The organism is Leifsonia tongyongensis, assembly GCF_010686705.1.
Classification (GTDB): domain Bacteria; phylum Actinomycetota; class Actinomycetes; order Actinomycetales; family Microbacteriaceae; genus Diaminobutyricibacter; species Diaminobutyricibacter tongyongensis.
Window position 1 is genome coordinate 943247 of sequence record NZ_JAAGWY010000002.1, and the last position, 22649, is coordinate 965895.

Sequence of the window (22649 nt, forward strand, 5' to 3'; positions counted from 1 at the left end):
ACATGGGCGGCGAGTTCTCCATCGGTCAGTCCGAGATAGGTCACGATCCCATCCCCCGCCTCAGGAACAGCGCCGCGCCGACGTGATGCGCCGTCGGTGTCGACGCCGAGTCGAGATCGGCGAGCGTCCACGCCAATCGCAACGTGCGGTCGAATCCCCGCATCGTGATTGCTCCGCGCTCGAATGCCCGGTCGAGAGAGGACGTGACGGCATGTGGAAGATGTCTCGGGCCAGTCCTCAGCCAGCTTCCGCTCACGTGCGCGTTGCGGGTCCACGGCGTCGCGGCCAGTCGTTCCGCCGCGACGGCTCGCGCTTCGACGACCCTCTGCCGGATGGCTGCGCTGGAACCTGAGGTCGACTCGGGTTCGTGCCCGCTGATCGGCGATCCACCGGCTCTCGAGGCCCGCATGGCTGCAACGCTCAGCCGTCGGACGCTCAGCCGGATGTCGACCCGGTCGAGCAATGGCCCGGACAGCCGGGCCAGGTAGCGGCGGCGGGCTATCGGCGTGCAGGTGCATTCGTCGTCCGGCGAACCGTACCGCCCGCACGGACACGGGTTGGCGGCGAGCACCAGCTGGAACCGGGCGGGGAACGCAGCGACGCCGTTCGCCCGATGAACCGTGATCGTTCCTGCTTCGAGGGGCTGACGCAGAACGTCGAGCACGCGCGCGGGAAACTCGGGGGCTTCGTCGAGGAAGAGCACGCCGTTGGTCGCACGGACGACCGCCCCCGGCACGATGCGGCCGCTGCCTCCGCCGACGATCGAAATCGCGGATGCCGTGTGATGAGGCGCCTCGAACGGTGGCCGCCGCATGAGCTCCCGCCCGATGGGCGCACCTACGAGGGACAGGATCGAGGTCACTTCGAGCGCCTCGTCGTCGGTCAGGTCGGGAAGGATTCCCGGCAGCCGCGCCGCGAGCATGGTCTTGCCTGCTCCGGGCGGCCCGACCATCGAGACATGGTGCCCACCGGCCGCCGCCACGGTGAGCGCCTCGATCGCCTCATCGTTGCCGAGCACGTCGATCATGTCGAGTGCGCCGTCGTCCTCGTTGGAGCGAGCGCCCGCAGCCGGAAGACCGACCGGGTCGACCGGCTCGGGCGAGAAGCCGGCGCCGTGCCAGATCGCGGCGTCACGCAGCGAGGCTACGGCGATCACCCGGATCCCTTCGACGAGTTCGGCCTCTTCGGCGTTCGCCGTCGGAACCATCACCTTCGCGAATCCCGCTCGACGCGCGGCCGCGACCGAGGGCAGCACTCCCGGTATGGGTCGGAGCCGGCCGTCGAGCCCCAGTTCACCGAGATGCACCACGCCCGAGACGGACTCCACACCGACATCGCCTGACGCAGCGAGTGCCGCGACGGCGATGGCGAGATCGAAGCCGGAGCCCTGCTTGCGCAGGGCGGCAGGCGAGAGATTGATCGTGAGTTTGCGCTGCGTGAGCGGGCAGCCCGCGTTGACAGCGGCAGCACGGACGCGTTCGCGCGACTCGCCGAGCGCGGTGTCGGGCAGCCCGATGAGCACGAACGCCGGCAGCCCGGGAGCGATGTCGGCTTCGACCTCGACGACATGGCCGTCCAGCCCGTTGAGTGCGACCGCGAACGTCCTCGCGACCGCCATCAGACGGCCCCTCTCACATGCTCGACGGTCGGGCGCGGACTCCAGGCACCGAGCACGGCGACGACGTCGATACGGATCTCCGCCGCGGCAGGGTTCGCCCGGCACCATTCGGCCGCCAGCCGCCGCAGCCGCCCCGCCTTGGCGGCCGTGATCGCCTCGAACGGATGCCCGTACGCGGTCGACGTGCGCGTCTTCACCTCCGCGAAGACCGTCGTGTCTCCGTCTCTCAGGATCACGTCTATCTCGCCGGACGCGCACCGCCAGTTGCGCGCGATCACGGTCATGCCCTGCCCCTCGAGCCACGTCGCCGCGATTTCTTCGCCGCGTCGGCCCAGGTCGTCTTTGTCTGCCATTGCTGCCTCCGCTACAAGGTTCGCGGCAGGAGCATCCCGACGAGCAGACGATCAGGAAATCTGTGGAGGGCGAGCGTTACGGCCGGGTTGTGAAGGGCTGGGGGTGGCTCACTCGTCGAGCGCGAGTTCCTTCGGCAACTCGAAGTCCTTGCTCGACAGTTCCTCGATGTTGACGTCTTTGAAGGTCAGCACGCGAACGGACTTCACGAACCGGTCGGAGCGGTACACGTCCCACACCCAGACGTCGTTCATGGTCAGCTCGAAGTAGAAGTCGTGCTCCGTGTCTCGACGTACGAACTCCACCTCGTTGGCAAGGTAGAAACGCCGCTCGGTCTCGATCACGTACTTGAACTGTGAGACGACGTCGCGGTATTCGCGGTACAGTGCCAGCTCGACCTCACGGTCGTAGTCGTCGAACTCGTCTTCATCCATCGTCCGACAAGTCTATGCCGGATTCACTCGACCTGTTCGAGCGGCACGTCGCCCTTGAGCCAGCTGAGCCGGTGGTAGTCGCTGGGTCCGAGCAGGTCGATGGCCGCGAAGTGCGCACGGCTGGCGTACCCCTTGTTGGATGCCCACCCATAGCCGGGCGTCACGACGTCGCGGTCGATCAGGAGGCGGTCACGGTGGACCTTCGCGATGACGGATGCGGCAGCGACCGACGCGCAATCCCGATCGGCTTTGATCCTGGTCACCACGTCGACGCGCGTGTCGAGCACGGGGTTGAGGTAATCCCAGTTGCCATCGAGCACCAGCGTGCTGGACCCGATAGGAGCACCCATCGCTTCGAGGCTTTCGAGCGCCCGCCTCCCGGCGAGGCCCAGACAGCGGCTCAGACCGAGCGAATCGATCTCGTCTGCGGAGGCCAGGCCGACCGCCGAATAGAGGACCCATCGTGTGCAGAGCGGCGCCAGCGCCTCGCGGTGCGGCTCGGGCAGGAGCTTGGAGTCCCGGAGGCCTTTGGGCATCCGCCTGACGCTCTGGTCGATCACGACCATGCCCACCGCCACCGGGCCGGCGAGCGCGCCGCGTCCGACCTCATCGCAGGCGATGATCGACTCCACGCCGTTGCGGAACAGCGAGCGCTCGAATCGCAGGGTCGGATCTGCGGGCATTACTTCTGGTCGTCCTCCACGCCTCGGAAGACGTCGGGGTAGTTGTCGAGCCATGACCAGCGGTTGATCGGCCAGCTGATCACGAACGCACGGCCCACGACGTTGCTGATCGGCACGAATCCTTTTCCGGGATCATTCACATGGTAACGAGAGTCGGCCGAGTTGTACCGGTTGTCGCCCATCACCCAGAGCGATCCCTTCGGAACAGTCACGTCGAAGGTGATTCCCGAGACCGCCTGCGAGCCGGGCGGCAGAAGCACGTACGGTTCTTTGAGCGGAACTCCGTTGACGCTCATCTGGCCGAGAGCGTTGCAGCAGGTGACGTGGTCACCGGGCAGACCGATCACGCGCTTGATCAGGTGGTCGTTGCTGTCCGGCGCCGAAAGGCCCACGAACGAGAGCGCAGCATCCCATGCCGCAGCGATCGGGTTCTGGTTGGTCGGAACCGACGGCGGAAGCCACCCGCCCGGATCACGGAAGACGACGACGTCGCCATGCTCGATCGGGACGAGGTTCGGCTCCAGCTCGTTGACGATGATGCGGTCGTTGATCTGAAGAGTGTTCTCCATGGACGCCGACGGGATGTAGAAGGACCGGACGACGAACGTCTTGATGAGGAAGGAGACGAGGACAGCCACCACGAAGATGATGAGGATGTCACGGATGAAGAGCTTGACGCTGCGCTGCTTACGGCGCTTGTCTGCCGCCGCGCGGTCTGTCCGCGTGGGCAAAGTGTCTTCTGTCATTTAACCGCCTGAGCTCCCGACCCAGTTTATGGGATCGGGAGCTCAGGATTTACCGGGAGCCGACCGCGGGTCGGCTGCGGCAGGATCAGTTCTCGCGCTTCTCCTTGATCTTGGCCTTCTTGCCACGGAGCTCGCGCAGGTAGTACAGCTTGGCGCGACGAACGTCACCGCGTGTCACGACCTCGATGTGGTCGATGATCGGGGAGTGCACCGGGAAGGTACGCTCCACGCCGACCTGGAAGCTGACCTTGCGGACCGTGAAGGTCTCGCGCACGCCTTCGCCCGAGCGGCCGATGACGACGCCCTGGAAGACCTGGATACGAGAGCGGCTGCCCTCGACGATGTTGACGTGGACCTTGACGGTGTCGCCGGCGCGGAAGGCCGGGATGTCCTGCTTGAGGGACGCGGCGTCCAGCTCATCGAGAATGTGCATGTGTGTTCGCTCTCTGTACCCGCCACAGGTCGAGGACGGACTTGGGCCGTCGTGCGGGGAGCACGAGCGGCGGATTTGTCAGTTATGGGGTGACCGCGAAGAATGCTGGCTCCCCTGTGGCAGAGCCCGGCCGCGGCACAAACATCTATTGTGTCATGAACCGGCGGCCATTACCAAAGCGGGCGGCCAGCCCACTCGGCACTCGCGGGTCACTCGTCGTCGCGGCGTTCCTCGATCACGATGTACTCGCCACCGTCGACGACGCCGGGGTCGGGGCGCCCCATCGCGCCGGGCTGAGCGGCGCGTTCGTAGGCATCGAAGGTCTGCTGCACCCGCTCACGGGTTTCGACGAGCAGCTCCCACAGCGACACCCAGAACGTCGCCAGTCCGAGGAGGATGCCGAGAACGGCGATCCAGCCGGAGACGCCCGCGATGAAGAACCCGAACGCGATGATCGAGAGGTGCCAGGCGGCCAGCAGGCCCACGTCGTACCACGACACGGCCTTCGCATCCCTCACACTCCTGCGTGCGCGGACGATGCCGCCGATGACGAGCATGGCGATGAAGAGGACCGGGCACGCGATGAGCAGCCCGAGGAACGTCCAGCCGCCGCCTCCGAAGATCGCCCAGCCGACCAGCAGCCAGGCAGGGAGGATCACGGCCGACGGGAACAGCCACCAGTAGAACGCCCTGCGGAGGATCACGGCACCAGAGTAGCCTCGCCGGGCTGTGCAGCGCCTGCAGGTTCGCTGACGGCATGAAAAACTGTGTCCATGATCGAGTTGAGGACACCGGCCGAGATCGAGGCCATGAAGCCGGCAGGCCTATTCGTCGCCGAGGTGCTGCGCGTGACGAGCGCGGCAGCGAAGGTCGGGGTCAACCTGCTCGAACTCGACAGGATCGCCCACGACCTCATCCGCAAGGCCGGAGCCGTGTCGAGCTACATCGACTACCACCCGTCGTTCGGCGCCAGTCCGTTCGGCAAGGTGATCTGCACCTCCGTCAACGACGCGGTGCTCCACGGGCTCCCCCACGACTACCGGCTGCGCGACGGCGACCTGCTCAGCCTCGATTTCGCAGCAGCCGTCGACGGCTGGGTGGCGGATTCGGCCGTGAGTTTCATCGTCGGCTCACCGCGCGCCGCCGATCCGCGCCTCATCGACACGACGCGTCGCGCTCTCGACGCCGCGATCGCGGTCGCGCATCCGGGCAACAGGATCGGCGACCTCTCGGCGGCCATCGCTGCGGTCGCACACGCCGAGGGCTATTCGATCAACACCGATTTCGGCGGTCACGGCGTCGGCCGCACTATGCACGGCGACCCGCACGTGCCGAACGACGGTCGCGCCGGGCGCGGCTATCCGCTCCGCCCCGGGCTGGTGATCGCGATCGAACCGTGGTTCCTGGAGACCACGGACAAGATCGTCACGGATGCGGACGGCTGGACTCTGCGAAGCGCCGACGGTTCCCGCGGCGCCCACTCCGAGCACACGATCGCGATCACCGACGGAGACCCGATCGTCCTCACCGCCCGCGACTGAGGCACGGGGCTCAGCCGAGCAGGTCGGGGCGCACGCGGCGGGTCCGCTCCAGCTGCTGTTCGCGGCGCCACGCGTCGATGGCGCCGTGGTTGCCGCTCAGCAGCACCGGAGGCACTTCGCGGCCTCGCCAGGTCGAGGGTTTCGTGTAGCTCGGGTATTCGAGCAGGCCGTCTTCGTGCGATTCCTGCACCAGGCTCTCCGGGTTTCCCACGACACCGGGGATGAGGCGCCCGATCGCCTCGATCATCGCCATCGTCGCGACCTCTCCCCCGTTGAGCACGTAGTCGCCGAGGCTCATCAGCCGCACCCGGGCGCGGGATGCCGTGTCGTCGAAGACGCGCTGGTCGATTCCTTCGTAGCGGCCGCATCCGAACACCAGGTGCCTTTCGGCCGCCAGCTCCCTGGCGGTGGCCTGCGTGAATACGTCCCCTGCCGGGGACGGGAAGATCACGACCGGATCCCCCGGGCTGTCGGCGAGGATGCCGTCGAGCGCTTCACCCCACGGCTCCGGCTTCATGACCATCCCGGCTCCGCCGCCGTACGGGGTGTCGTCGACCGTGCGGTGCCGGTCGTGCGCGTGGTCGCGGAGGTCGTGGACGCCGAGGTCGATGATCCCCGATTGCCGCGCCTTGCCGAGCAGCGAGATGTCGAGCACATCGAAGAACCCGGGGAAGATCGTGACGATGTCGATGCGCATGGAGGCCAATTCTAATCGGGCGGCCTACTGGGGCACGATGGCGAGCTCCCGGTCGCGCGGGACGAGCGGGATGGCCGCCAGGGGGCACAGCGCCACCGACGCGAACGCGAGGGGGAACCCGACGAGGGCGATCAGTCCGCCGAGGGCGGGCCCGACGACGGAGGCGGCGAGGAACTGCCCGGTGTTCTGTGCGCCCAGCGCGCGGCCCGCCCAGAACGGACCGGCGATCTCGGCCACCGACGTGTAGGCGAGACCGTTGTCGGCGACCGTGACGACTGCGGCGACGATCAGGATCACCGCCGCCCACACCGCGCCGAGCGAGGCCGCTACGGCCATCAGCACCATGACGACCGCAGCCGAGACCGCCACCCAGCGCAACGGCCCGAGCCGGCTGCCGACCCTGTCGCTCAGTACTCCGACTCCGATTCGGCCGACCGCCCCGACGAACTGGCTGCCTCCGATCACGAGGCCCGCGGCGAGGGTGGGGTAGCCCAGCTCGGTCACCAGCCAGACCAGCCCGAAGGTCGAGACCGCGAACTGCGGCACGACCAGCAGGATCGAGACACCATGGATGCGCCACAGCAGCGACGTCGACCGGTATGGATTCCACCCGGTCTGGGGATACGCTTCGACCTCGTCCGACGTCCGCCGCTCCGGCCGCGGCGGATCGACGATCCAGATCGCGCAGAGCACGGCCGAGATGCCGGTCAGGACGGCGGGGACCGCGAGCGCCGCAGGGATTCCCGCACTCGACGCGAGGACCGGGATGGTCACGGCCGCGACCGCGACACCCAGCGGCTGGCACATCTGGCGGATGCCCATGGCGAGGCCGCGTCGCTCCCGCGGGAACCAGCCGACGACGACGCGCCCGCTCGCCGCGTTGGGGCTCGCCGACGCCATCCCACCGATGAGCAGGAATGCTCCCAGCCCGAGGTAGCCGGATGCGAACGCGGCACCGATGGCGGCCAGGGCGGTCAGCGCCAGCCCGGATGCGATCACCCAGCGTTCGCCGATGCGATCGCTCAGCGCACCCCACGCGATGAGCGTCAGCACCATTCCGAGCGTCGGCGCGGACGCGAGCAGGCCCGCCTGCGCCAGGCTCAGGCCGCGTTCGGTGTGGAGGAGCGGGATGAGGAAGGCCGGCGCGCTGACGAAGACGGTCGAGCTCGCCTGGGCGACGACGCCGAGGGAGAGCATGAGCCACGGCCGGGCGGTTCGGGTGCGCGTACTGGTGAGAGTCATGGCTGCTCCTTCCGGCAGAATCGAGCCTTTTCGGTATACCCTAGCGGTATACCACGGCGGTATACCAGCGGAAGGCGAGACGATGCCCGAACAATCGCACGTGTACAAGCGGCTCCGCGCCGAGATCCTCGACCTCGAGCGCACGCCGGGTGCTCGACTCACCGAGCGCGGTCTCGAACCCGAACTGGGCGCATCCCGAACCCCCCTTCGCGCAGCCCTGATGCGCCTCGAAGGCGAAGGCCTCGTGCAGCGGACCGGAAGGGCGTGGGAGGTCACACCCATCGATCTGGGCGAGATCGGCGCACTGAGCGAACTGAGGGATGCCGTCGAGACGTCAGCGGTGCGCCTCAGCTGCGAGCGCGCGCCCGCCGACGCGATCGCATCCCTTCGCGAGCGGCTCGGCGAGTTCGATCTCACGCTGCCGAACGACGAGGGCGTCAGAGCAGGGACGCACTTCCACGTGGAACTCGCGAGCCTGTCCGGCAACCACTTCCTGGCCGACACCGTCGCCTCGGCGATGACCCGCCTTGCGCGCACCCGCTGGCTCGAGGTGAGGACAGAGGATGCCCGCCGAGTCGCCTGGCAGGAGCACCGGGAGATCATGGACCTCGTGGCGGCGCGGGACGCGGATGCCGCAGCGGAACGCATCCACCACCACATCATCGCGACGCACGAGCGCCTGCTCGCCTCGCTCGACGCGGATGCGCGCGTCCTGCGCGCACGGGGTCTCGCGGTCGTCCGCTGAGCACGGAGAGCCGAGCCGGCGGTTGTCTTGACGAACGACATCGCACGGGCGTAGACCCGAACCACCGATGAACGTTCGCACTGAAAGGCAGAGCCATGTCAACCGACCCCACCGTCGTTCTCGTCCACGGCGCGTTCGCTGACGGTGCCAGCTGGGCACCCGTCACGCGCATCCTCCTCGACCAGGGCCTGCAGGTTCGCGTCCCCCCGGTCCCCAACCGCTCCCTCCTCACGGACTCCGCATACATCAAAGAATTCGTCGAGCAGATCGACGGACCGGCCCTTCTCGCAGGCCACTCCTACGGCGGCGCCGTGCTCACCATCGCCGGGACCGCCGAGAACGTCGTCGGCCTGGTGTTCGTCGCAGCGTTCGCGCTCGACGAGGGCGAGACGATCACCAAGCTCCAGGCGGGATTCTCCGCACCGGAGCTCGCACAGCACCTCGTCACCGCGCCGGTCACCCTTCCCGACGGATCCGCGGGCACGGATGTCTCCGTCGACATCGCGGCGTTCCCCGACGTCTTCACCGGCACTCTCGATCCGAAGATCGCCCAGGTGCTTGCGGTCTCGCAGCGTCCGATCGCATCCGTCGCCTTCGATGAGCCGGCACCGGCCGCCGCCTGGAAGACCAAGCCGTCCTGGGGAATCGTCTCGGCGAACGATCACTGCATCAACCCGGATGTGGAGCGATTCGGCTACAAGCGCGCCGGCACGCAGTTCGTCGAACTGCCCTCCCCCCACCTGGCCATGCAGACCCATCCAGCCGACGTCGCGAAGACCATCACCGGCGCGGTCGCCCAACTGGGCTGAACGACCCACCGCTCCCGGTCGAGCGCCGCGGACCGGATGTCACATCCGGTCGCCCGTCGGTGTCTCCATGTCGACAGGCTGATCCACCGTCGACATTGGAGGAGACATGACCAGCGAGACCCGCATCCCCCGACCGCCGTTACCGGAGTGTATGGCACGCTCGTGAAATTCGCGGCGCGCAGGATGATCGGACGCGTGCCCGACTCGATCGGCGTGATGTGGCACAACACCGCGGTCATGAAAGATGCCATGGGCATCGGCCGCAAAGTGGACGGCTGGCATGAACTCGACCCGAACCTCTCGTCCTACGCCGGCATGGCCTCGGCCGCCACGATCGGCTGCAGTTTCTGCCTCGACTTCAACTACTACATGGCGCACAACCAGGGCCTCGACGAGGCGAAGGTCCGCGAAGTCCCCCGTTGGCGCACGTCGACCGTCTTCACCCCACTCGAGCGCAGGGTCATGGAGTACGCCGAGGCGGCGAGCCAGACCCCGCCCGCCGTGACGGACGAGCTATCGGATGCGCTGCTGTCCGAGATCGGCCCTGCCGCTCTCGTCGAACTCGCTGCGCGCGTGGCATTCATGAACATGACCGCGCGCATGAACATCGCACTCGGCATCAGGTCCGAGGGCTTCGCGGATGCGTGCGGCCTGGCCCCGCTGGCCGAGCGAACGGTCGCCTCCGGTGCCGCGTAGGATCACCGTCATGGGCAGCACGGTGCGCACCGATGACGACCCGTTCGTCGTTCACCGATCCCTTCTCTTCACCGTCGCGTACGAGATGCTCGGTTCGGCAGCCGACGCCGAGGACGTGCTCCAGGAGTCCTGGATGCGGTGGGCGGCGCTGGATCGGTCGCAGATCCAGGATGCGAGAGCGTACCTCGTTCGCGTCGTCACCCGCCAGGCGCTCAACCACCTCCGCACGGTGTCGCGTCGGCGCGAGGAGTATGTCGGAGAGTGGCTTCCCGAGCCGCTGCTGACCAGCCCCGACGTGGCCGACGACGTCGAGCTCGCCGACAGCGTGTCGATAGCGATGCTCACCGTGCTCGAAACGCTCGGCCCCTCCGAGCGAGCCGTCTTCGTGCTGCGCGAGGTGTTCGACGTGCCCTACGACGAGATCGCGGATGCGGTCGGCAAGACCCCGGCGACGGTGCGGCAGATCGCGCATCGGGCCAAAGACCACGTCGCCGCCCGGCAGCCGAGGGTTCGCGTGGTCCGCTCGGAGCACGAAGAGGTCGTCCAGCGCCTCGTGGCCACTCTCAACACGGGCGACCTGCAGGGGCTGATGGACGTGCTCGCGCCGGACGTCGTGTCGATCGCCGACGGCGGCGGCAAGGTGCGCGGCGCCGCACGCCGCCCCGTCATCGGCGCTCTGCGGCTCGCGCGCTACCTGGTCACCGGCATGGCGAAGGCGGAGGGCGAGCTGGTGGCGACCGAAACGTGGATCAACGGTCAGCCCGCCATCCGGATGGAGCTGGACGGACAGCTCGTCGGGGTGACGACCCTCACGGTCGAGGATGGCCGGGTGTCGAGGATCTACTCCATCGCGAACCCCGACAAGCTGCGCCGGCTCGACGAGGAGAGCGCACTGAGTCGATGACCACGCCGAGTCGACGACCACGCCGAGTTGATGACCCCGCGTGGCGTCAGTCGTCGCTCGGGCTGTCGTCGCTCGGGCCGTCGTCGTTCGGCTCCTCGTCGTCGGGCAGTTCTTCGAACAGTCCGATCGGCGGCGTGAGCGTGACGGTTCCGGCCGCCAGATCGACAGCTGGGACGATGGCCTTGACGAACGGGACCAGCACCTCGCCGTTGTCGGTCCTGATCGCGAGCAGGTCCTGTGCGGGCAGGTGATCCACCCGGGCGACCGTTCCGACCTTCACGCCGTCGCGAAGGGCTGCGAGCCCGACCAGCTGGTGGTCGTACCAGGCGTCCTCTTCTTCGGGCAGCTCCGCCGGATCCTGGTTGACCCAGAGGATGGCCTTGACGAGGGTCTCGGCCTCACTGCGGTCGTCGATGCCCTTGAAGAAGCCGACAGGATGGCCGTTGTACCAGCGGAGCTCCGTGAGCTCCAGCGTCTTGCCGTGCCATTTCGAGCCCGTCGGGACCTGCAGCGTGAACACTGCACCGGGAACGAACCGCTGGTCGGGAGTGTCCGTGTACAGCTCGAGCTTGATGGCGCCCTTCAGCCCATGCGCCTTCGTCAGGCGACCGACCCGAAGTTGGTTCTGGGCAGGCTTCGCGTCGGACACCTCAGTAGTCGGTGTCGACGACGTCGACGCGAACGCGACGTCCGTCGGCGAGCGCGGCGACGAGCGTGCGCAGCGCTTTCGCGGTGCGCCCGGCCCGGCCGATGACCCGCCCGAGGTCCTCGGGGTTCACACGAACCTCGAGGACCTCGCCGCGGGGCGAATTCTTTGCTACGACGTGCACGTCGGCCGGGTGATCGACGATCCCCTTGACCAGGTGCTCGAGAGCGGGAGCGAGCAAGGCTACGCCTTCTCGCCGTCGGCGGCGGCTTCGGTGATCTCTTCCGCAGCCTCGACGACCTCGGCCTCGGCGGCCTCTTCGGCCTCGACCTCAGCCTCGACGACGGCTTCGGCCTCTTCGACCACGGCGGCCGGCTTCTCGGCCTTGGGCTTCAGCACCGGCTTCTTCTTCTCGTCGGCGACGAACCCGACCTTGGCTTCCTTGACCTTGACCGTGTTCGTGGCGTTCTTGTCACCCTTGAAGGTGCCCCAGTCGCCGGTGAGCTTCAGCAGTGCGGTGACCTGCTCGGTCGGCTGGGCGCCGACGCTGAGCCAGTACAGGGCACGCTCCGAGTTGACCTCGATGACCGAGGGCTCCTCGGTCGGGTGGTACTTGCCGATCTCTTCGATCACGCGGCCGTCGCGCTTGGTGCGCGAGTCGGCGACGACGATGCGGTAGTAGGGAGCGCGGATCTTGCCGAGGCGCTTCAGACGAATTTTGACAGCCACAATTCTCCTGTGTTGTATGAGGTGTTTGAACGAACTGACTGCCGTGAGCGTGGGGGCACACTCGGCAGGAGGTCTATGGGGTTCTCTCTCGCCTGATTAGAGGGTCGGGCGGAACAGAACTCAACTAGCTATTCTGTCAGATACACCGGGCTTTGAATAATCGGATGGGCGGAAGAACCGGATGCAGATCGATTTCGCAGCATCCGAGCGGTCGACCGTCGGCATCGAGTGGGAGCTCGCGCTGGTCGACAGCTCTTCCGGCGACCTCGTGCACATCGCCCAGGAGGTGCTCGAGGCGCTCGGGACGCCCGACGGCGGGGAGCATCCGCAGATCACCCACGAACTGCTGCTGAACACGGTCGAGCTGATCAGCAGGGTGCATCGCACCGTTCCGGATGCGGTCGCCGAGCTGAGCGAGCTGATGCAACTCGTCCGAACCGTGACCGACCCGCTCGGCGTCGAGCTGATGTGCGCGGGAACCCACCCGTTCGCCCAGTGGTTCGACCAGAAGGTCACACCGAACGAGCGCTACGACAGACTTCTCGACCGCACCCAGTGGTGGGGCAGGCAGATGATGATCTGGGGCATGCACGTGCATGTCGGCATCGACGATCGCGCCAAGGCGCTCCCGATCGTCAACGGACTCCTCACCTACTACCCCCACCTGCAAGCACTCAGTGCCTCGAGCCCGTTCTGGGCGGGCGCGAAGACCGGCTATGCGTCCAACCGCGCGCTGATGTTCCAGCAGCTGCCGACGGCGGGACTTCCGTGGCAGTTCCGGGACTGGACCGACTACGAGGAGTATGTGCAGGATCTCGTCAACACCGGCACCGTGCAGGACTACAGCGAGGTCCGCTGGGACATCCGTCCCTCGCCGCGCTGGGGCACGGTCGAGATGCGCGCCTGCGACGGCTTGTCGACGGCGGAGGAGGTCGGCGCCGTCGCCGCGATCATCCACTGCCTGGTCGACCGGATGTCCGGCCGGCTCGACGACGGAATCGAGCCGGCGACACTGCAGCCCTGGTTCGTCCGCGAGAACAAGTGGCGGGGCGCTCGCTACGGGATGGACGCCGACGTCATCCTCAACGCCGCAGGCGATGAGCGACACGTGACGGACGAACTGCGCGACCTGGTGGTCGACCTCTCACCGATCGCCGAGCGACTGGGGTGCCTGGAGCAGCTGGCGACGGTCGACCTCATCATCGAACGCGGCGCGAGCTACCAGCGGCAGCTGCGCGTCGCCGAGCAGAACGGCGGGAGCCTGCAAGCTGTCGTCGGCTCCCTCACGCACGAGCTGCGTAACGGACTGTCGGGAGGATGAGGACCGTGACGAATCTTCACCGCCGACTGCTCGTCATCGTTGTCGGATCGATGACGCTCGCGGCGCTCAGCGGATGCGCCGCCGTGGCTGCGGAGCGGTCGTCGGCAGCGGATGCGAAAGCGGCGTCGGTCCACCATGCGTCGGCCACCGTCACGGCCGTCGCGATCGGCGATTCGATCTCCCACGGCCGCGGAGTGCTCCCCGCCCAGGCGTGGCCCGAGCAGGTCGCCTCAACCCGCAAGTGGGCATTGGACGACGTGGCCATCAGCGGCTCCGGTTTCGTGAAGGAGGGCTGGGGCGGCTTCACCTACGACGCCCAGGTGGACACAGCCCTGAAGCTGCACCCGCGAATCGTGCTGATCGCCGCAACCCGGAACGACCTCACGATCGGCGACCAGCTGCTTCGCGCGAAGACGACCCAGCTCCTCGCCCGCATCCGCTCGGCCCTGCCGGACGCGACGATCGTCGGCACGAGTGCGATCTGGGGCGACGACAGGCCGCCCGTGCGCCTCTCAGCCGTGGATGCGCTGGTGCGGCAGGCGGTGATCGGCGTGGGCGGAACATTCCTCGACCTGGGTCTGCCGCTGGCGGGGCATCCGGAACTGCTCCAGGCGGACCACATCCACCCGAACGCCGCCGGTCAGTCCGTGGTCGCAGGTGTCGTGGAGCGCGCTCTCGACGCCGACCACATCACCGGCTGACCGACGCTCGCGCGCTCGGCGAGCGTCAGCGCCCGAGGAACTTCTGCAGCGACGCGAGCTCTTCCTCGGTCGGGCCGCCCGGCTTGGCCGAGGCGCCGCCGCCGAGCCCGAAGCCAGAGCCGCCCGCCGACGTCGCCGGCTTGACGCCTGACGCGAGCGCCGCATTCTCGGCCGCACGCTTGGCCGGGTTGCCCGAGCGCGAACCCTTCTTCTTCTGCTGCTGCTTGCCGCGACCGCCGGTGAAGCCCGCGCCGGGGATCGGTCCCATACCGGGAACGTTCGGCACGCCGCCCTTGGCGACCGTCTTCATCATCTTCGCGGCCTGCTCGAAACGGTTGACGAGCGAATTCACCTCGGTGACGGTGGAGCCTGCGCCCTTGGCGATGCGCAGACGGCGCGACCCGTTCAGAAGCTTGGGGTTGGTGCGCTCGGCCTTCGTCATCGACTGGATGATCGCCTCGGTGCGAACGATCTCCCGCTCGTCGAAGTTGTCGAGCTGCTGCTTCATGGCGCCGGCGCCCGGCAGCATGCCCATCATCTTCTTGATGGAGCCCATATTGCGGAGCTGCTGCATCTGCTTGAGGAAGTCGTCGAGCGTGAACGTGTCGGTCGCGAACTTCTCTGCGACCTTGCGCGCCTCCTCCTCGTCGAACGCCTCCTGCGCCTGCTCGATCAGGGTGAGGATGTCACCGAGGTCGAGGATGCGGCTGGCCATGCGGTCGGGGTAGAACGGCTCGAAGTCGTCGAGGCTCTCGCCCGTGGACGCGAAGATGATCGGACGCCCGGTGACCGACGCAACCGACAGCGCGGCGCCACCGCGGGCGTCGCCGTCGAGCTTCGTGAGGACGACGCCGGTGAAGTCGACGCCCTCCTGGAAGGCCTTGGCGGTGGCGACCGCGTCCTGGCCGATCATCGCATCGATGACGAACAGCACCTCGTCGGGGTCGACCGCTTTGCGGATGTCCCCCGCCTGCTTCATGAGCTCGGCGTCGACACCGAGGCGACCGGCCGTGTCGACGATGACCACGTCGTACTGCTTGGTCTCGGCGAACTTCATCGCGTCCTTGGCGACCCTGACCGGGTTGCCGACGCCGTTTCCGGGCTCGGGCGCGAAGACGGGCACGCCCGCCTGCTCGCCGACGACCTGCAGCTGAGTGACGGCGTTCGGGCGCTGGAGGTCCGCGGCGACCAGCACGGGAGTGTGGCCATCCTTGGCCAGCCACTTCGCGAGCTTTCCGGCGAGCGTGGTCTTACCGGCGCCCTGGAGGCCGGCGAGCATGATCACGGTCGGCGGCTTCTTCGCGAACTGCAGGCGCCGCTGCTGGCCGCCGAGGATCGTGACGAGCTCTTCGTTGACGATCTGCACGACCTGCTGGGCCGGGTTCAGAGCCTTGTTGACCTCATCGCCGAGCGCGCGCTCGCGCACGGTCGCCGTGAACGACTTGACGACGTCGAGCGAGACGTCGGCGTCGAGGAGGGCGCGACGGATTTCGCGAACGGTGCCGTCGACGTCGGCAGGCGAGAGCTTGCCCTTGGTGCGGAGGTTCTTGAAGGTGTCTGCGAGCCTGTCAGACAGGGTTCCGAAAGTAGCCATGGTCCAGACAGTTTAACGGTCGGATGCTGAGCGTAGGCGCTCGTTCAGCCCACGGCGCACATCCGGCCATTCTTCCGCGACGATCGAGAACAGGACCGTATCGCGCACCGTGCCCTCCGCTCGCCGCTGGTACCGTCTGAGCACGCCCTCGTAGCGAGCCCCCAGGCGGTCGATCGCGCGCTGCGAACGCTCGTTGCGGATATCCGTCTTCAACTGCACGCGACCGGCGCCGAGCCGGTCGAACGCGTTCTCGAGCAGCAGCAGTTTGGTCTCCGGGTTGACGGCGGAGGCCCACACGTCGTGCCGATAGAGGGTCGAGCCGATCTCGAGGCGCGCATCCGGAACCGACACATCGAGATACGAGGTCTGACCGACGACCGTGCCTTCGGGCAGACCGCGATACGGCGTGGCGAGCCGGACGATCCACGGGAAGCTCGGTCCGGGCACCAGCGCATCCTCGAGGCGGCCGGCGAGAGCCGGTATGTCGGCCGGCCGGCCGGCGACGTGCCGCCACACCCGGTCGTCGTCGAGGGCCTCGTAGAGCTCGCGAGCGTCGCGCTCCGGATCGCGGACGCCGGTCAGCGTCACCACGCGCCCTCGCAGCTCGATCGCCGGATCCATCGGCCAGGACAGCTCCGGCCACGCGACGTCGTCGGGCCGCGCGTCCTGACGCGGCTGGAACGGCTCCCCCATCAGCCCTGCATCTCGACGGCGACCACATCGCCGCGGATGTCGAAGCTCACGATGAGGATCGCGTCCGTGTCGTCCGGGCTGATCGAGTAGTCGAACGTGGCGAAGACGTCGTCCTCGTCCGAATTCTCCGGGAAGAGCGCGATGCGCATCAGCTGCAGCGAACGCAGGACATCGACCTGGAGGTCGCCCGAGTTGTGCACGAGAAGATCGAGCAGGCTCTCGCCCATGTCGTCCACCTGCTGGTCGACGTAATTGACCGTCTCCGAGGCCCGGTCGCTCAGCTGCGCGACCAGCGCATCCCTGGCCCGCGCGTCGAACCCTTCGAGCGCCTGGAGAAGGGCGGCGGCGGAATCGAGCGCGTATCCGGTGACCCTCGACTCGGCATCCGCCTGCAGGTCGATCTCGACCGCCTGGTCGCCGAGCTCGACAGTGTCCTGCCATGCCAGACCGCCGCTCGCGGTCTCGTCGATGATGCCGAAGAAGTCGTGTTCGATCGCCATGGGATCCTCCTAGCCGATCAGCTGCTGTGCGAAAACGTGGGGCGTGAAGCCGGTGAGGTCGTTGATGCCCTCGCCCTGCCCGACGAGTTTGATCGGTATACCGGTCTTCTCCTGCACGGCCAGGACGAAGCCGCCCTTCGCCGAACCGTCGAGCTTCGTGAGCACCAGGCCGGTCACGCCGGCGTGCTCGATGAACGCCTCCGCCTGGGCGAGACCGTTCTGCCCGGTCGTCGCGTCGAGGACGAGCAGGACCTCGGAGATGGGCGCCTGCTTCTCGACCACGCGCTTGATCTTCGACAGCTCGTCCATCAGACCGCCTTTCGTCTGCAACCGGCCGGCCGTATCGATGAGGACGATCTCGATCCCCTCGGTCTTGGCGCGCTCGACGGTCTGGAAGGCGACGGATGCGGGATCCTGGCCTTGCTGCTGCGGCCGGACGATCTGGGCCCCGGCCCGCTCCACCCATGTCGCCAGCTGTTCGACCGCTGCAGCGCGGAACGTGTCGGCGGCGCCGACGATGACGGTCCGGTCGTAGGTGCGCAGGAACTTGGCGAACTTGCCGATCGTCGTCGTCTTGCCCACACCGTTCACCCCGACGACGAGCACGATCGCCGGCCGCTCCGAGAGTTTGAGTGTGGGGTCGAGCTTCGACAGCCGCTCCTCCAGCGTCTCCCGGAGCATCCGCTGCAGGTCGGCAGGATCCGTCGTGCGGTACCGCTCGACCTTCGAACGCAGATCGTCGACCATCGCCTCGGTCAGGTCGGGACCGAAGTCCGCCGTGATCAGAGCGGTCTCGAGGTCGTCCCAGGTGTCGTCGTCGATCGTCTTCTTCGCGAACATCCCGCGCAAAGCGCTCGAGAGGGACCACGGGGTGCGTTCAGCCATGGATTCACCCTAGTTGTTCGTGGGGCGCCTCTTCCTGCGGCGGTCGCAGGGGGGCTACGTTTTCGACATGGAAGTCGATACGGCCGCGAGCGCCGGCGACGCGATCATTCGCATACTCGTCTTCCTCGACGCGGAACTGCGCGTGCAGCTGGAAGCCGTGCGACGCGACGAACCGGATTCGGTCCACCAGGCGCGCATCCGGGTCAGGCGCATCCGCAGCGTGCTCGCCGTCTACCGCCGGCTGTTCGACCGCACGCAGACCGATGACCTGCGGCAGGACCTGCGCGCGCTGGGCGCCGCACTGGGAACCGCCCGTGACCCGGAGGTCCGGGCGAAGACCACAGAGGACCTGCTTCTCGCGCACACGGCGCCCGCCGTGATCGATGCGGTGGAATCGCTGGCCGGACAATCCCGGGACGAGCACCGCGACGCGCGGCGCGGCCTGCTGGCCCTGTTCGACAGTGCGGAGCACGCGGCGCTTCTCGACAGGCTCACGCGGTTCGCCGTGGATCCCCCGCTGCACCCCCACCGTGCGCAGCGGCCCGCCCGGCGGTCGTTCAGACAGGCCCTCCGGCGAGAAGTCGGGCGCGTCGACGAACGCGCGCGGGCAGCAGCGGACCTCCAGCTCGACGCGCTCCACGAGCTCCGCAAGAAGGTCCGCCGCCTGCGTTATGCGGCCGACGCGGTCTCGAGCGAACCTGTCGCAGTACTCGGCGCGCGGACCCAGCGCCTCGCCTACGCGGCCGAAACCGCCCAGGATGTGCTCGGCGACCATCGGGACGGGATCCTCCTCGCGCGCCACCTGCGACGCGCCATCGCCGGGCATGCGCTGAATCGCTCCGCCGCGACCGGCGTCGGCATCTTCGCCGCGCGCTGCGAGAGACAGGCGAACCGGGAACTCGAGCGCCTCGACGTCGCGCTCGACGGCATCCGCGAGCTGTACGCCTAGGAGCTGTACGCCTCAGGTCGACGCTGAGCCGGCTCCTACGAGGCCTGCTCCTGCGCGACCCGCTGCCCGACCACCGCGGAGACGCCGTCCTGTCGCATCGAGACGCCGTAGAGCGCATCCGCGATCTCCATCGTGCGCTTCTGGTGGGTGATCACGATGAGCTGGCTGGACTGCCGGAGATCCTCGAAGATCGTCAGCAGCCTGCCCAGGTTGGCATCGTCGAGGGCGGCCTCGACCTCGTCCATGATGTAGAACGGGCTGGGGCGGGCCTTGAAGATCGCGATCAGCAGGGCGACAGCGGCGAGCGACCGCTCACCGCCCGAGAGGAGCGAGAGCCGCTCGATCTTCTTGCCGGCCGGGCGCACCGAGACCTCGATGCCGGTCGTGAGCATATTGTCCGGATCCGTGAGCTGGATGCTCCCCGACCCGCCCGGGAAGAGGATGGGGAACACCTCGCCGAACGCCGCCTTCGTGTCCTCGAACGCGCTCTGGAAGATCGACTGCATCTTCTCGTCGATCTCCTCGATGATCGTGAGGAGATCGCGACGGGTGTTCGTCAGGTCGGTCAGCTGTTCGGTCAGGAACTTGTGGCGCTGCTCGAGGGAAGCGAACTCCTCGAGCGCGAGCGGGTTGACGCGTCCGAGCTGCGCGAGTTTGCGTTCCGCCTGGGCGAGGCGCTTCTGCTGCTGCTCCCGGTCGAATGCAGTCGTATCCGATTCCGCGCTGGAGCTCAGAGAATCGCCTTGCGATTCCGCGACGCCAGCGCCGAGCGAGCTGCGCTCGCGAGGATTAGTCCCATCCACCGGCACCGGGACCTCGGGACCGTACTCCGCAACGAGCACGTCCTCCACCAGTCCCAGTTCGCTGCCCGCGCGCTCGAGCAGGCTCGACAGGTGCAGTTTCTTCTCGTAGATCTGCAGTTCGAGGCCGTGGACGTTCTCGGTGATCGCCTGCAGGCGCTCCCGGAGCGCACTTTCGTCGCGGCGCAGCACCGCGAGCTCCTCGTTCTGGCTGGCGCGCCGGGCCTCCGCGGCGGCCAGCTCCACCCGCGCCTGCGCAACCGAACGGTCCACCGAGTCGAGCACCGCAGGCAGGGCCTCGAGCACCCGGGTCGCTGCATCGACCTGACGCCTGCGGATGACCGCACGCCGGGCCGCCTCTTCCGCCGCCGCGCGTTCGGCCTCCAGCTGACGGGCGAGCGCCTCGCCCCTCGCCTGCTCGGCACGAACGCGCTCTTTGGCCGTCTCCACGCCGAGCCGCGACTCGACCTCCGCGTCACGTGCGGCTTCGAGCTCCGCGTACAGGGCGTCGCGGGCGCTCACATCGAGGATCGGACGTGGGCGGGCGCGGGCCGTCTCGAGCTCGGCCTTCGCCTTGTCGGACGCCGCCTCCGCATCCGCGACCCGTTCGTCAGCGAGCCCGAGCGCGATGCCCAGGCGGTCGAACTCGGCCTGGGAGGCCTCCAGCTGCACTTTCAGCCGGTTCAGCTGCTCGGTCTGGGCGGCGAGCTGCGAGTCGAACGCGCGCAGCGCGGCCAGTGCCGCCGCCGACTGCTCCTTCGCCACCTGCAGGACGCCGCGCTGCTCGGCCAGGGCGAACTTCGCCCGGTCGATCAGCGACGTCACCTCGCCGAGGCGCTCCTGAGCAGCGTCACGGTCGGCGATGAGCTCGATCCGGCTCTGTTTCGCGCCAGAACCACCGCGGAGAACGAAATCGGTGAGCACGTCGCCGGCGCGCGTGATGATCGTCACCGGCGCACCCAGCTTGCGCTTCGCGAACGCGGCAGAAGCGGCACGTGCGGCGTCGAGGTCGTCGGCGATGGCGGTGAACGACAGCACACCGAGCACGCCCCCGGGCGCGTCGACCACGGAACGCGCGGGCACGACGCCGTCGATCCCGGTCAGGTCGACCTCCGGCGGCGTCGCCTGGGCGATGATCACCTCCACGCGCCCGAGGTCGTCGGCGGATGCGTGCGCGACCGCCTCGAAGGCAGCGTCGCGGTCTTCGGCGAGCACGGCATCCGCCAGCGAACCGAGAGCGGCAGCGACAGCGGCCTCGAAACCGGGATGCACGCGGATGTGCTCGGCCACGAGACCGCACACTCCCGCCAGGCGCGCGTCGACGAGAGCGGCGGAGCCGTCCTTCTGGTTCAGCGCGAGCGAGAGGGCACCGGTGCGGGCGGCGAGGGCATCGCGCTCCCGCTCGAGGACGTGGAGTTCCTCACGGAGCCGCTCGATCTCGCCCTCGGCCTCGAACACATCGGCCTGCGCGAGCTCATAGGCCTCGTCGAGGTTGCCTTCGCTCCCATCCGAGATCGCCGCCTCCGACTCGCGCGCGGCGAACTCCGCCCGAGCCTTCTCCTTGCGTTCGGTGGCAGCGTCGAGGGCGTTCTGCTGGCGGAGCACTTCGCCGCGCACCGCAGCCAGGCGCGACGCAGCGGCGTCGGCCTGGCCCGTGAGCTTTGTGATCTCGAGGTCGTGGCGCGACACCAGCGCGCTCTGGGCAGCGATCTCCTCATCGACCGAGTCGAGGCTCGACCGGGCGGAGCGCGTCTTCGCCTGCGCCGCGACCCAGGCGGCCTCGGCCTCGGTGACCACCGTCCGCAGTCGGTCGACCTCCTGCCGCGTGTCCTCGACCATCTGCGGGCTGACACCCGGCGTCGCATCCTGTGCCTCGGCCTGAGAACCGAGCAACGCAAGGCGCTGGTTCGCCATCGTGTAGAGGTTGCGGAGGCGCTCTTGCACCGATTCGAGACCGAAGGCGACGCGGCGCGCCACATCGACCTCGTCGCCCACCTGGGCCTGCTCCAGACGGGCGACCCGCAACTGTTTCTGCTCCAGCTGCTCCTGCAGCACGATCCGTTCGCTGTGCCGTTCGCTCTCCGTGCGGCCGTGCGCGTCGAGGGCGGTGCGCAGGGTGACGACCTCGTCGGCGAGGAGCCGGGCGCGTGCATCCCGGACGATCGCTGCGATCGACTGGGCCTCACGGGCGATCTCCGCCTGGTGCCCGAGAGGTTTGAGCTGGCGACGGATCTCGCCGGCCAGATCGCTGAGTCTCGTCAGGTTGGCCTGCATGGCCTCGAGCTTGCGCAGCGTCTTCTCTTTGCGCCTGCGGTGCTTGAGGATGCCGGCCGCCTCCTCGATGAAACCCCGCCGGTCTTCGGGGCTCGCATGCAGCACCGCGTCGAGCTGGCCCTGTCCGACGATGACGTGCATCTCACGGCCGAGCCCCGAGTCGCTCAGGAGCTCCTGGACGTCGAGCAGCCGGCAGGTCTGGCCGTTGATCGCGTACTCGCTGCCGCCGTTGCGGAACAGCGTGCGCGAGATCGTGACCTCCGAGTACTCGATCGGGAGCGCGCCGTCCGAGTTGTCGATGGTCAGGGTGACCTCGGCCCGGCCGAGCGGCCCACGGGTCGAGGTTCCCGCGAAGATGACGTCCTCCATCTTGCCGCCGCGGAGGGTCTTCGCCCCCTGCTCCCCCATCACCCAGGCGAGGGCGTCGACGACGTTGGACTTGCCCGACCCGTTGGGGCCGACCACGCAGGTCACCCCGGTCTCGAAGGCGAACGTCGTCGGCTGTGCGAACGACTTGAACCCTTTGAGCGTCAGGCTCTTCAGATACACCTGCCGCCCTTTCGTCGTTCGTGCCGATGCCTTGCACTAAAGTACCCGACCGCCGCACCGACGCCGCGCAGCCCACGCGCCCGAACGCTCGCGAGCACAGGGTTTTTCC

The 22649-nt window shown here is 68.1% G+C and carries 25 protein-coding genes; 8 read left to right on the plus strand and 17 right to left on the minus strand.

From position 1 onward, the window contains the following. Positions 1 to 40: 40 nt before the first annotated feature. The 7 genes from G3T36_RS12460 to G3T36_RS12490 form a co-directional block, all read right to left on the minus strand. Positions 41 to 1618 (minus strand): YifB family Mg chelatase-like AAA ATPase, encoded by a 1578-nt coding sequence (locus G3T36_RS12460; protein ID WP_163290070.1) that lies wholly within the window; start codon positions 1616 to 1618, stop codon positions 41 to 43. Continuing rightward, on the minus strand, positions 1618 to 1971 hold the full coding sequence (locus tag G3T36_RS12465; protein ID WP_163290071.1) for a YraN family protein: 354 nt from the start codon (positions 1969 to 1971) through the stop codon (positions 1618 to 1620). The genes G3T36_RS12460 and G3T36_RS12465 overlap by 1 nt, the downstream gene beginning before the upstream one ends. A 108-nt stretch (positions 1972 to 2079) precedes the next feature. Continuing rightward, positions 2080 to 2403, minus strand: a complete 324-nt coding sequence (locus G3T36_RS12470) for a DUF2469 domain-containing protein (protein ID WP_055813042.1) — start codon at positions 2401 to 2403, stop codon at positions 2080 to 2082. A 23-nt stretch (positions 2404 to 2426) separates the two neighbouring features. After that, on the minus strand, positions 2427 to 3086 hold the full coding sequence (gene rnhB / locus G3T36_RS12475; RefSeq protein ID WP_163290072.1) for a ribonuclease HII: 660 nt from the start codon (positions 3084 to 3086) through the stop codon (positions 2427 to 2429). Then, the gene (gene lepB, locus G3T36_RS12480; protein ID WP_163290073.1) at positions 3086 to 3832 is read right to left on the minus strand and encodes a signal peptidase I; all 747 of its coding nucleotides are present in this window, start codon (positions 3830 to 3832) and stop codon (positions 3086 to 3088) included. The genes rnhB and lepB overlap by 1 nt, the downstream gene beginning before the upstream one ends. 85 nt (positions 3833 to 3917) lie before the next feature. Next, positions 3918 to 4265, minus strand: a complete 348-nt coding sequence (rplS, locus tag G3T36_RS12485) for a 50S ribosomal protein L19 (protein ID WP_163290074.1) — start codon at positions 4263 to 4265, stop codon at positions 3918 to 3920. Positions 4266 to 4474: 209 nt separating this feature from the next. After that, the gene (locus tag G3T36_RS12490; protein ID WP_163290075.1) at positions 4475 to 4969 is read right to left on the minus strand and encodes a hypothetical protein; all 495 of its coding nucleotides are present in this window, start codon (positions 4967 to 4969) and stop codon (positions 4475 to 4477) included. A gap of 69 nt (positions 4970 to 5038) precedes the next feature. Between G3T36_RS12490 and map the strand changes: the two genes are divergently transcribed. Then, the gene (gene map / locus G3T36_RS12495) at positions 5039 to 5806 is read left to right on the plus strand and encodes a type I methionyl aminopeptidase (protein ID WP_163290076.1); all 768 of its coding nucleotides are present in this window, start codon (positions 5039 to 5041) and stop codon (positions 5804 to 5806) included. 10 nt (positions 5807 to 5816) lie between these two features. On the opposite strand, the gene trmD is transcribed toward map, so the two are convergent. After that, the gene (trmD, locus tag G3T36_RS12500; RefSeq protein WP_163290077.1) at positions 5817 to 6503 is read right to left on the minus strand and encodes a tRNA (guanosine(37)-N1)-methyltransferase TrmD; all 687 of its coding nucleotides are present in this window, start codon (positions 6501 to 6503) and stop codon (positions 5817 to 5819) included. 24 nt (positions 6504 to 6527) lie between these two features. Further along, entirely contained in the window at positions 6528 to 7745 is a 1218-nt protein-coding gene (locus G3T36_RS12505) for an MFS transporter (protein ID WP_193571085.1), read from the minus strand. An 82-nt stretch (positions 7746 to 7827) separates the two neighbouring features. Between G3T36_RS12505 and G3T36_RS12510 the strand changes: the two genes are divergently transcribed. The 4 genes from G3T36_RS12510 to G3T36_RS12525 all read left to right on the plus strand — a co-directional run bounded on the left by G3T36_RS12510 (position 7828) and on the right by G3T36_RS12525 (position 10899). After that, positions 7828 to 8490, plus strand: coding sequence for a GntR family transcriptional regulator (locus G3T36_RS12510; RefSeq protein WP_163290078.1), 663 nt, complete (start codon positions 7828 to 7830; stop codon positions 8488 to 8490). 95 nt (positions 8491 to 8585) lie between these two features. After that, positions 8586 to 9299 carry an alpha/beta fold hydrolase gene (locus tag G3T36_RS12515; protein WP_163290079.1) on the plus strand — a complete coding sequence of 238 codons (714 nt, stop codon included), beginning with the start codon at positions 8586 to 8588 and terminating at the stop codon, positions 9297 to 9299. A 195-nt stretch (positions 9300 to 9494) separates the two neighbouring features. Further along, positions 9495 to 9995 (plus strand): carboxymuconolactone decarboxylase family protein, encoded by a 501-nt coding sequence (locus G3T36_RS12520; protein ID WP_338031567.1) that lies wholly within the window; start codon positions 9495 to 9497, stop codon positions 9993 to 9995. A 10-nt stretch (positions 9996 to 10005) separates the two neighbouring features. Further along, positions 10006 to 10899, plus strand: a complete 894-nt coding sequence (locus G3T36_RS12525; protein ID WP_163290081.1) for an RNA polymerase sigma-70 factor — start codon at positions 10006 to 10008, stop codon at positions 10897 to 10899. Positions 10900 to 10945: 46 nt separating this feature from the next. Here the strand turns inward: G3T36_RS12525 and rimM are convergent, their stop codons facing one another. From rimM to rpsP, 3 genes are read right to left on the minus strand one after another with little or no spacing between them, the layout of a single operon-like run. Beyond that, positions 10946 to 11548: a ribosome maturation factor RimM gene (gene rimM, locus G3T36_RS12530; RefSeq protein ID WP_163290082.1), complete on the minus strand. Its 603-nt coding sequence runs from the start codon at positions 11546 to 11548 to the stop codon at positions 10946 to 10948. Between the two features lies 1 nt (position 11549). Further along, positions 11550 to 11786, minus strand: coding sequence for an RNA-binding protein (locus tag G3T36_RS12535; RefSeq protein WP_163290083.1), 237 nt, complete (start codon positions 11784 to 11786; stop codon positions 11550 to 11552). A gap of 2 nt (positions 11787 to 11788) precedes the next feature. Next, positions 11789 to 12274, minus strand: coding sequence for a 30S ribosomal protein S16 (gene rpsP, locus G3T36_RS12540; RefSeq protein WP_163290084.1), 486 nt, complete (start codon positions 12272 to 12274; stop codon positions 11789 to 11791). A gap of 181 nt (positions 12275 to 12455) precedes the next feature. On the opposite strand from rpsP, the gene G3T36_RS12545 reads away from it, so the two are divergent. Further along, entirely contained in the window at positions 12456 to 13595 is a 1140-nt protein-coding gene (locus tag G3T36_RS12545) for a glutamate--cysteine ligase (RefSeq protein ID WP_163290085.1), read from the plus strand. After that, entirely contained in the window at positions 13592 to 14296 is a 705-nt protein-coding gene (locus G3T36_RS12550; protein ID WP_163290086.1) for an SGNH/GDSL hydrolase family protein, read from the plus strand. Before G3T36_RS12545 ends, G3T36_RS12550 begins: the two co-directional genes overlap by 4 nt. 25 nt (positions 14297 to 14321) lie before the next feature. Here G3T36_RS12550 and ffh read toward each other — a convergent pair whose 3' ends face one another. The 4 genes from ffh to ftsY are packed head-to-tail and all read right to left on the minus strand — an operon-like array spanning position 14322 to position 17968. Continuing rightward, positions 14322 to 15890, minus strand: a complete 1569-nt coding sequence (ffh, locus tag G3T36_RS12555) for a signal recognition particle protein (protein WP_163290087.1) — start codon at positions 15888 to 15890, stop codon at positions 14322 to 14324. A 12-nt stretch (positions 15891 to 15902) separates the two neighbouring features. Continuing rightward, entirely contained in the window at positions 15903 to 16583 is a 681-nt protein-coding gene (locus G3T36_RS12560; RefSeq protein WP_205245056.1) for a GNAT family N-acetyltransferase, read from the minus strand. Beyond that, complete coding sequence (locus G3T36_RS12565; RefSeq protein ID WP_163290088.1) at positions 16583 to 17083, minus strand: DUF2004 domain-containing protein; 501 nt, start codon at positions 17081 to 17083, stop codon at positions 16583 to 16585. Before G3T36_RS12565 ends, G3T36_RS12560 begins: the two co-directional genes overlap by 1 nt. Before the next feature lie 9 nt (positions 17084 to 17092). After that, the gene (ftsY, locus tag G3T36_RS12570; protein ID WP_163290089.1) at positions 17093 to 17968 is read right to left on the minus strand and encodes a signal recognition particle-docking protein FtsY; all 876 of its coding nucleotides are present in this window, start codon (positions 17966 to 17968) and stop codon (positions 17093 to 17095) included. A gap of 67 nt (positions 17969 to 18035) precedes the next feature. On the opposite strand from ftsY, the gene G3T36_RS12575 reads away from it, so the two are divergent. Next, positions 18036 to 18917, plus strand: coding sequence for a CHAD domain-containing protein (locus G3T36_RS12575; protein WP_163290090.1), 882 nt, complete (start codon positions 18036 to 18038; stop codon positions 18915 to 18917). A gap of 35 nt (positions 18918 to 18952) precedes the next feature. On the opposite strand, the gene smc is transcribed toward G3T36_RS12575, so the two are convergent. Beyond that, positions 18953 to 22540: a chromosome segregation protein SMC gene (gene smc / locus G3T36_RS12580; RefSeq protein WP_163290091.1), complete on the minus strand. Its 3588-nt coding sequence runs from the start codon at positions 22538 to 22540 to the stop codon at positions 18953 to 18955. Between the last annotated feature and the right edge of the window lie 109 nt (positions 22541 to 22649).

Bases quoted from the DNA above. Each gene is read 5' to 3' on its own strand.
- G3T36_RS12510 (WP_163290078.1), top strand. From the start codon at position 7,828: ATGCCCGAACAATCGCACGTGTACAAGCGGCTCCGCGCCGAGATCCTC.
- G3T36_RS12505 (WP_193571085.1), bottom strand. From the start codon at position 7,745: ATGACTCTCACCAGTACGCGCACCCGAACCGCCCGGCCGTGGCTCATG.
- G3T36_RS12550 (WP_163290086.1), top strand. From the start codon at position 13,592: ATGAGGACCGTGACGAATCTTCACCGCCGACTGCTCGTCATCGTTGTC.
- G3T36_RS12470 (WP_055813042.1), bottom strand. From the start codon at position 2,403: ATGGATGAAGACGAGTTCGACGACTACGACCGTGAGGTCGAGCTGGCA.
- map (WP_163290076.1), top strand. From the start codon at position 5,039: ATGATCGAGTTGAGGACACCGGCCGAGATCGAGGCCATGAAGCCGGCA.
- trmD (WP_163290077.1), bottom strand. From the start codon at position 6,503: ATGCGCATCGACATCGTCACGATCTTCCCCGGGTTCTTCGATGTGCTC.
- rnhB (WP_163290072.1), bottom strand. From the start codon at position 3,086: ATGCCCGCAGATCCGACCCTGCGATTCGAGCGCTCGCTGTTCCGCAAC.
- ftsY (WP_163290089.1), bottom strand. From the start codon at position 17,968: ATGGCTGAACGCACCCCGTGGTCCCTCTCGAGCGCTTTGCGCGGGATG.
- G3T36_RS12545 (WP_163290085.1), top strand. From the start codon at position 12,456: ATGCAGATCGATTTCGCAGCATCCGAGCGGTCGACCGTCGGCATCGAG.
- G3T36_RS12525 (WP_163290081.1), top strand. From the start codon at position 10,006: ATGGGCAGCACGGTGCGCACCGATGACGACCCGTTCGTCGTTCACCGA.
- G3T36_RS12560 (WP_205245056.1), bottom strand. From the start codon at position 16,583: ATGGGGGAGCCGTTCCAGCCGCGTCAGGACGCGCGGCCCGACGACGTC.
- ffh (WP_163290087.1), bottom strand. From the start codon at position 15,890: ATGGCTACTTTCGGAACCCTGTCTGACAGGCTCGCAGACACCTTCAAG.
- G3T36_RS12515 (WP_163290079.1), top strand. From the start codon at position 8,586: ATGTCAACCGACCCCACCGTCGTTCTCGTCCACGGCGCGTTCGCTGAC.
- G3T36_RS12460 (WP_163290070.1), bottom strand. From the start codon at position 1,618: ATGGCGGTCGCGAGGACGTTCGCGGTCGCACTCAACGGGCTGGACGGC.
- G3T36_RS12565 (WP_163290088.1), bottom strand. From the start codon at position 17,083: ATGGCGATCGAACACGACTTCTTCGGCATCATCGACGAGACCGCGAGC.
- G3T36_RS12465 (WP_163290071.1), bottom strand. From the start codon at position 1,971: ATGGCAGACAAAGACGACCTGGGCCGACGCGGCGAAGAAATCGCGGCG.
- G3T36_RS12575 (WP_163290090.1), top strand. From the start codon at position 18,036: ATGGAAGTCGATACGGCCGCGAGCGCCGGCGACGCGATCATTCGCATA.
- lepB (WP_163290073.1), bottom strand. From the start codon at position 3,832: ATGACAGAAGACACTTTGCCCACGCGGACAGACCGCGCGGCGGCAGAC.
- rplS (WP_163290074.1), bottom strand. From the start codon at position 4,265: ATGCACATTCTCGATGAGCTGGACGCCGCGTCCCTCAAGCAGGACATC.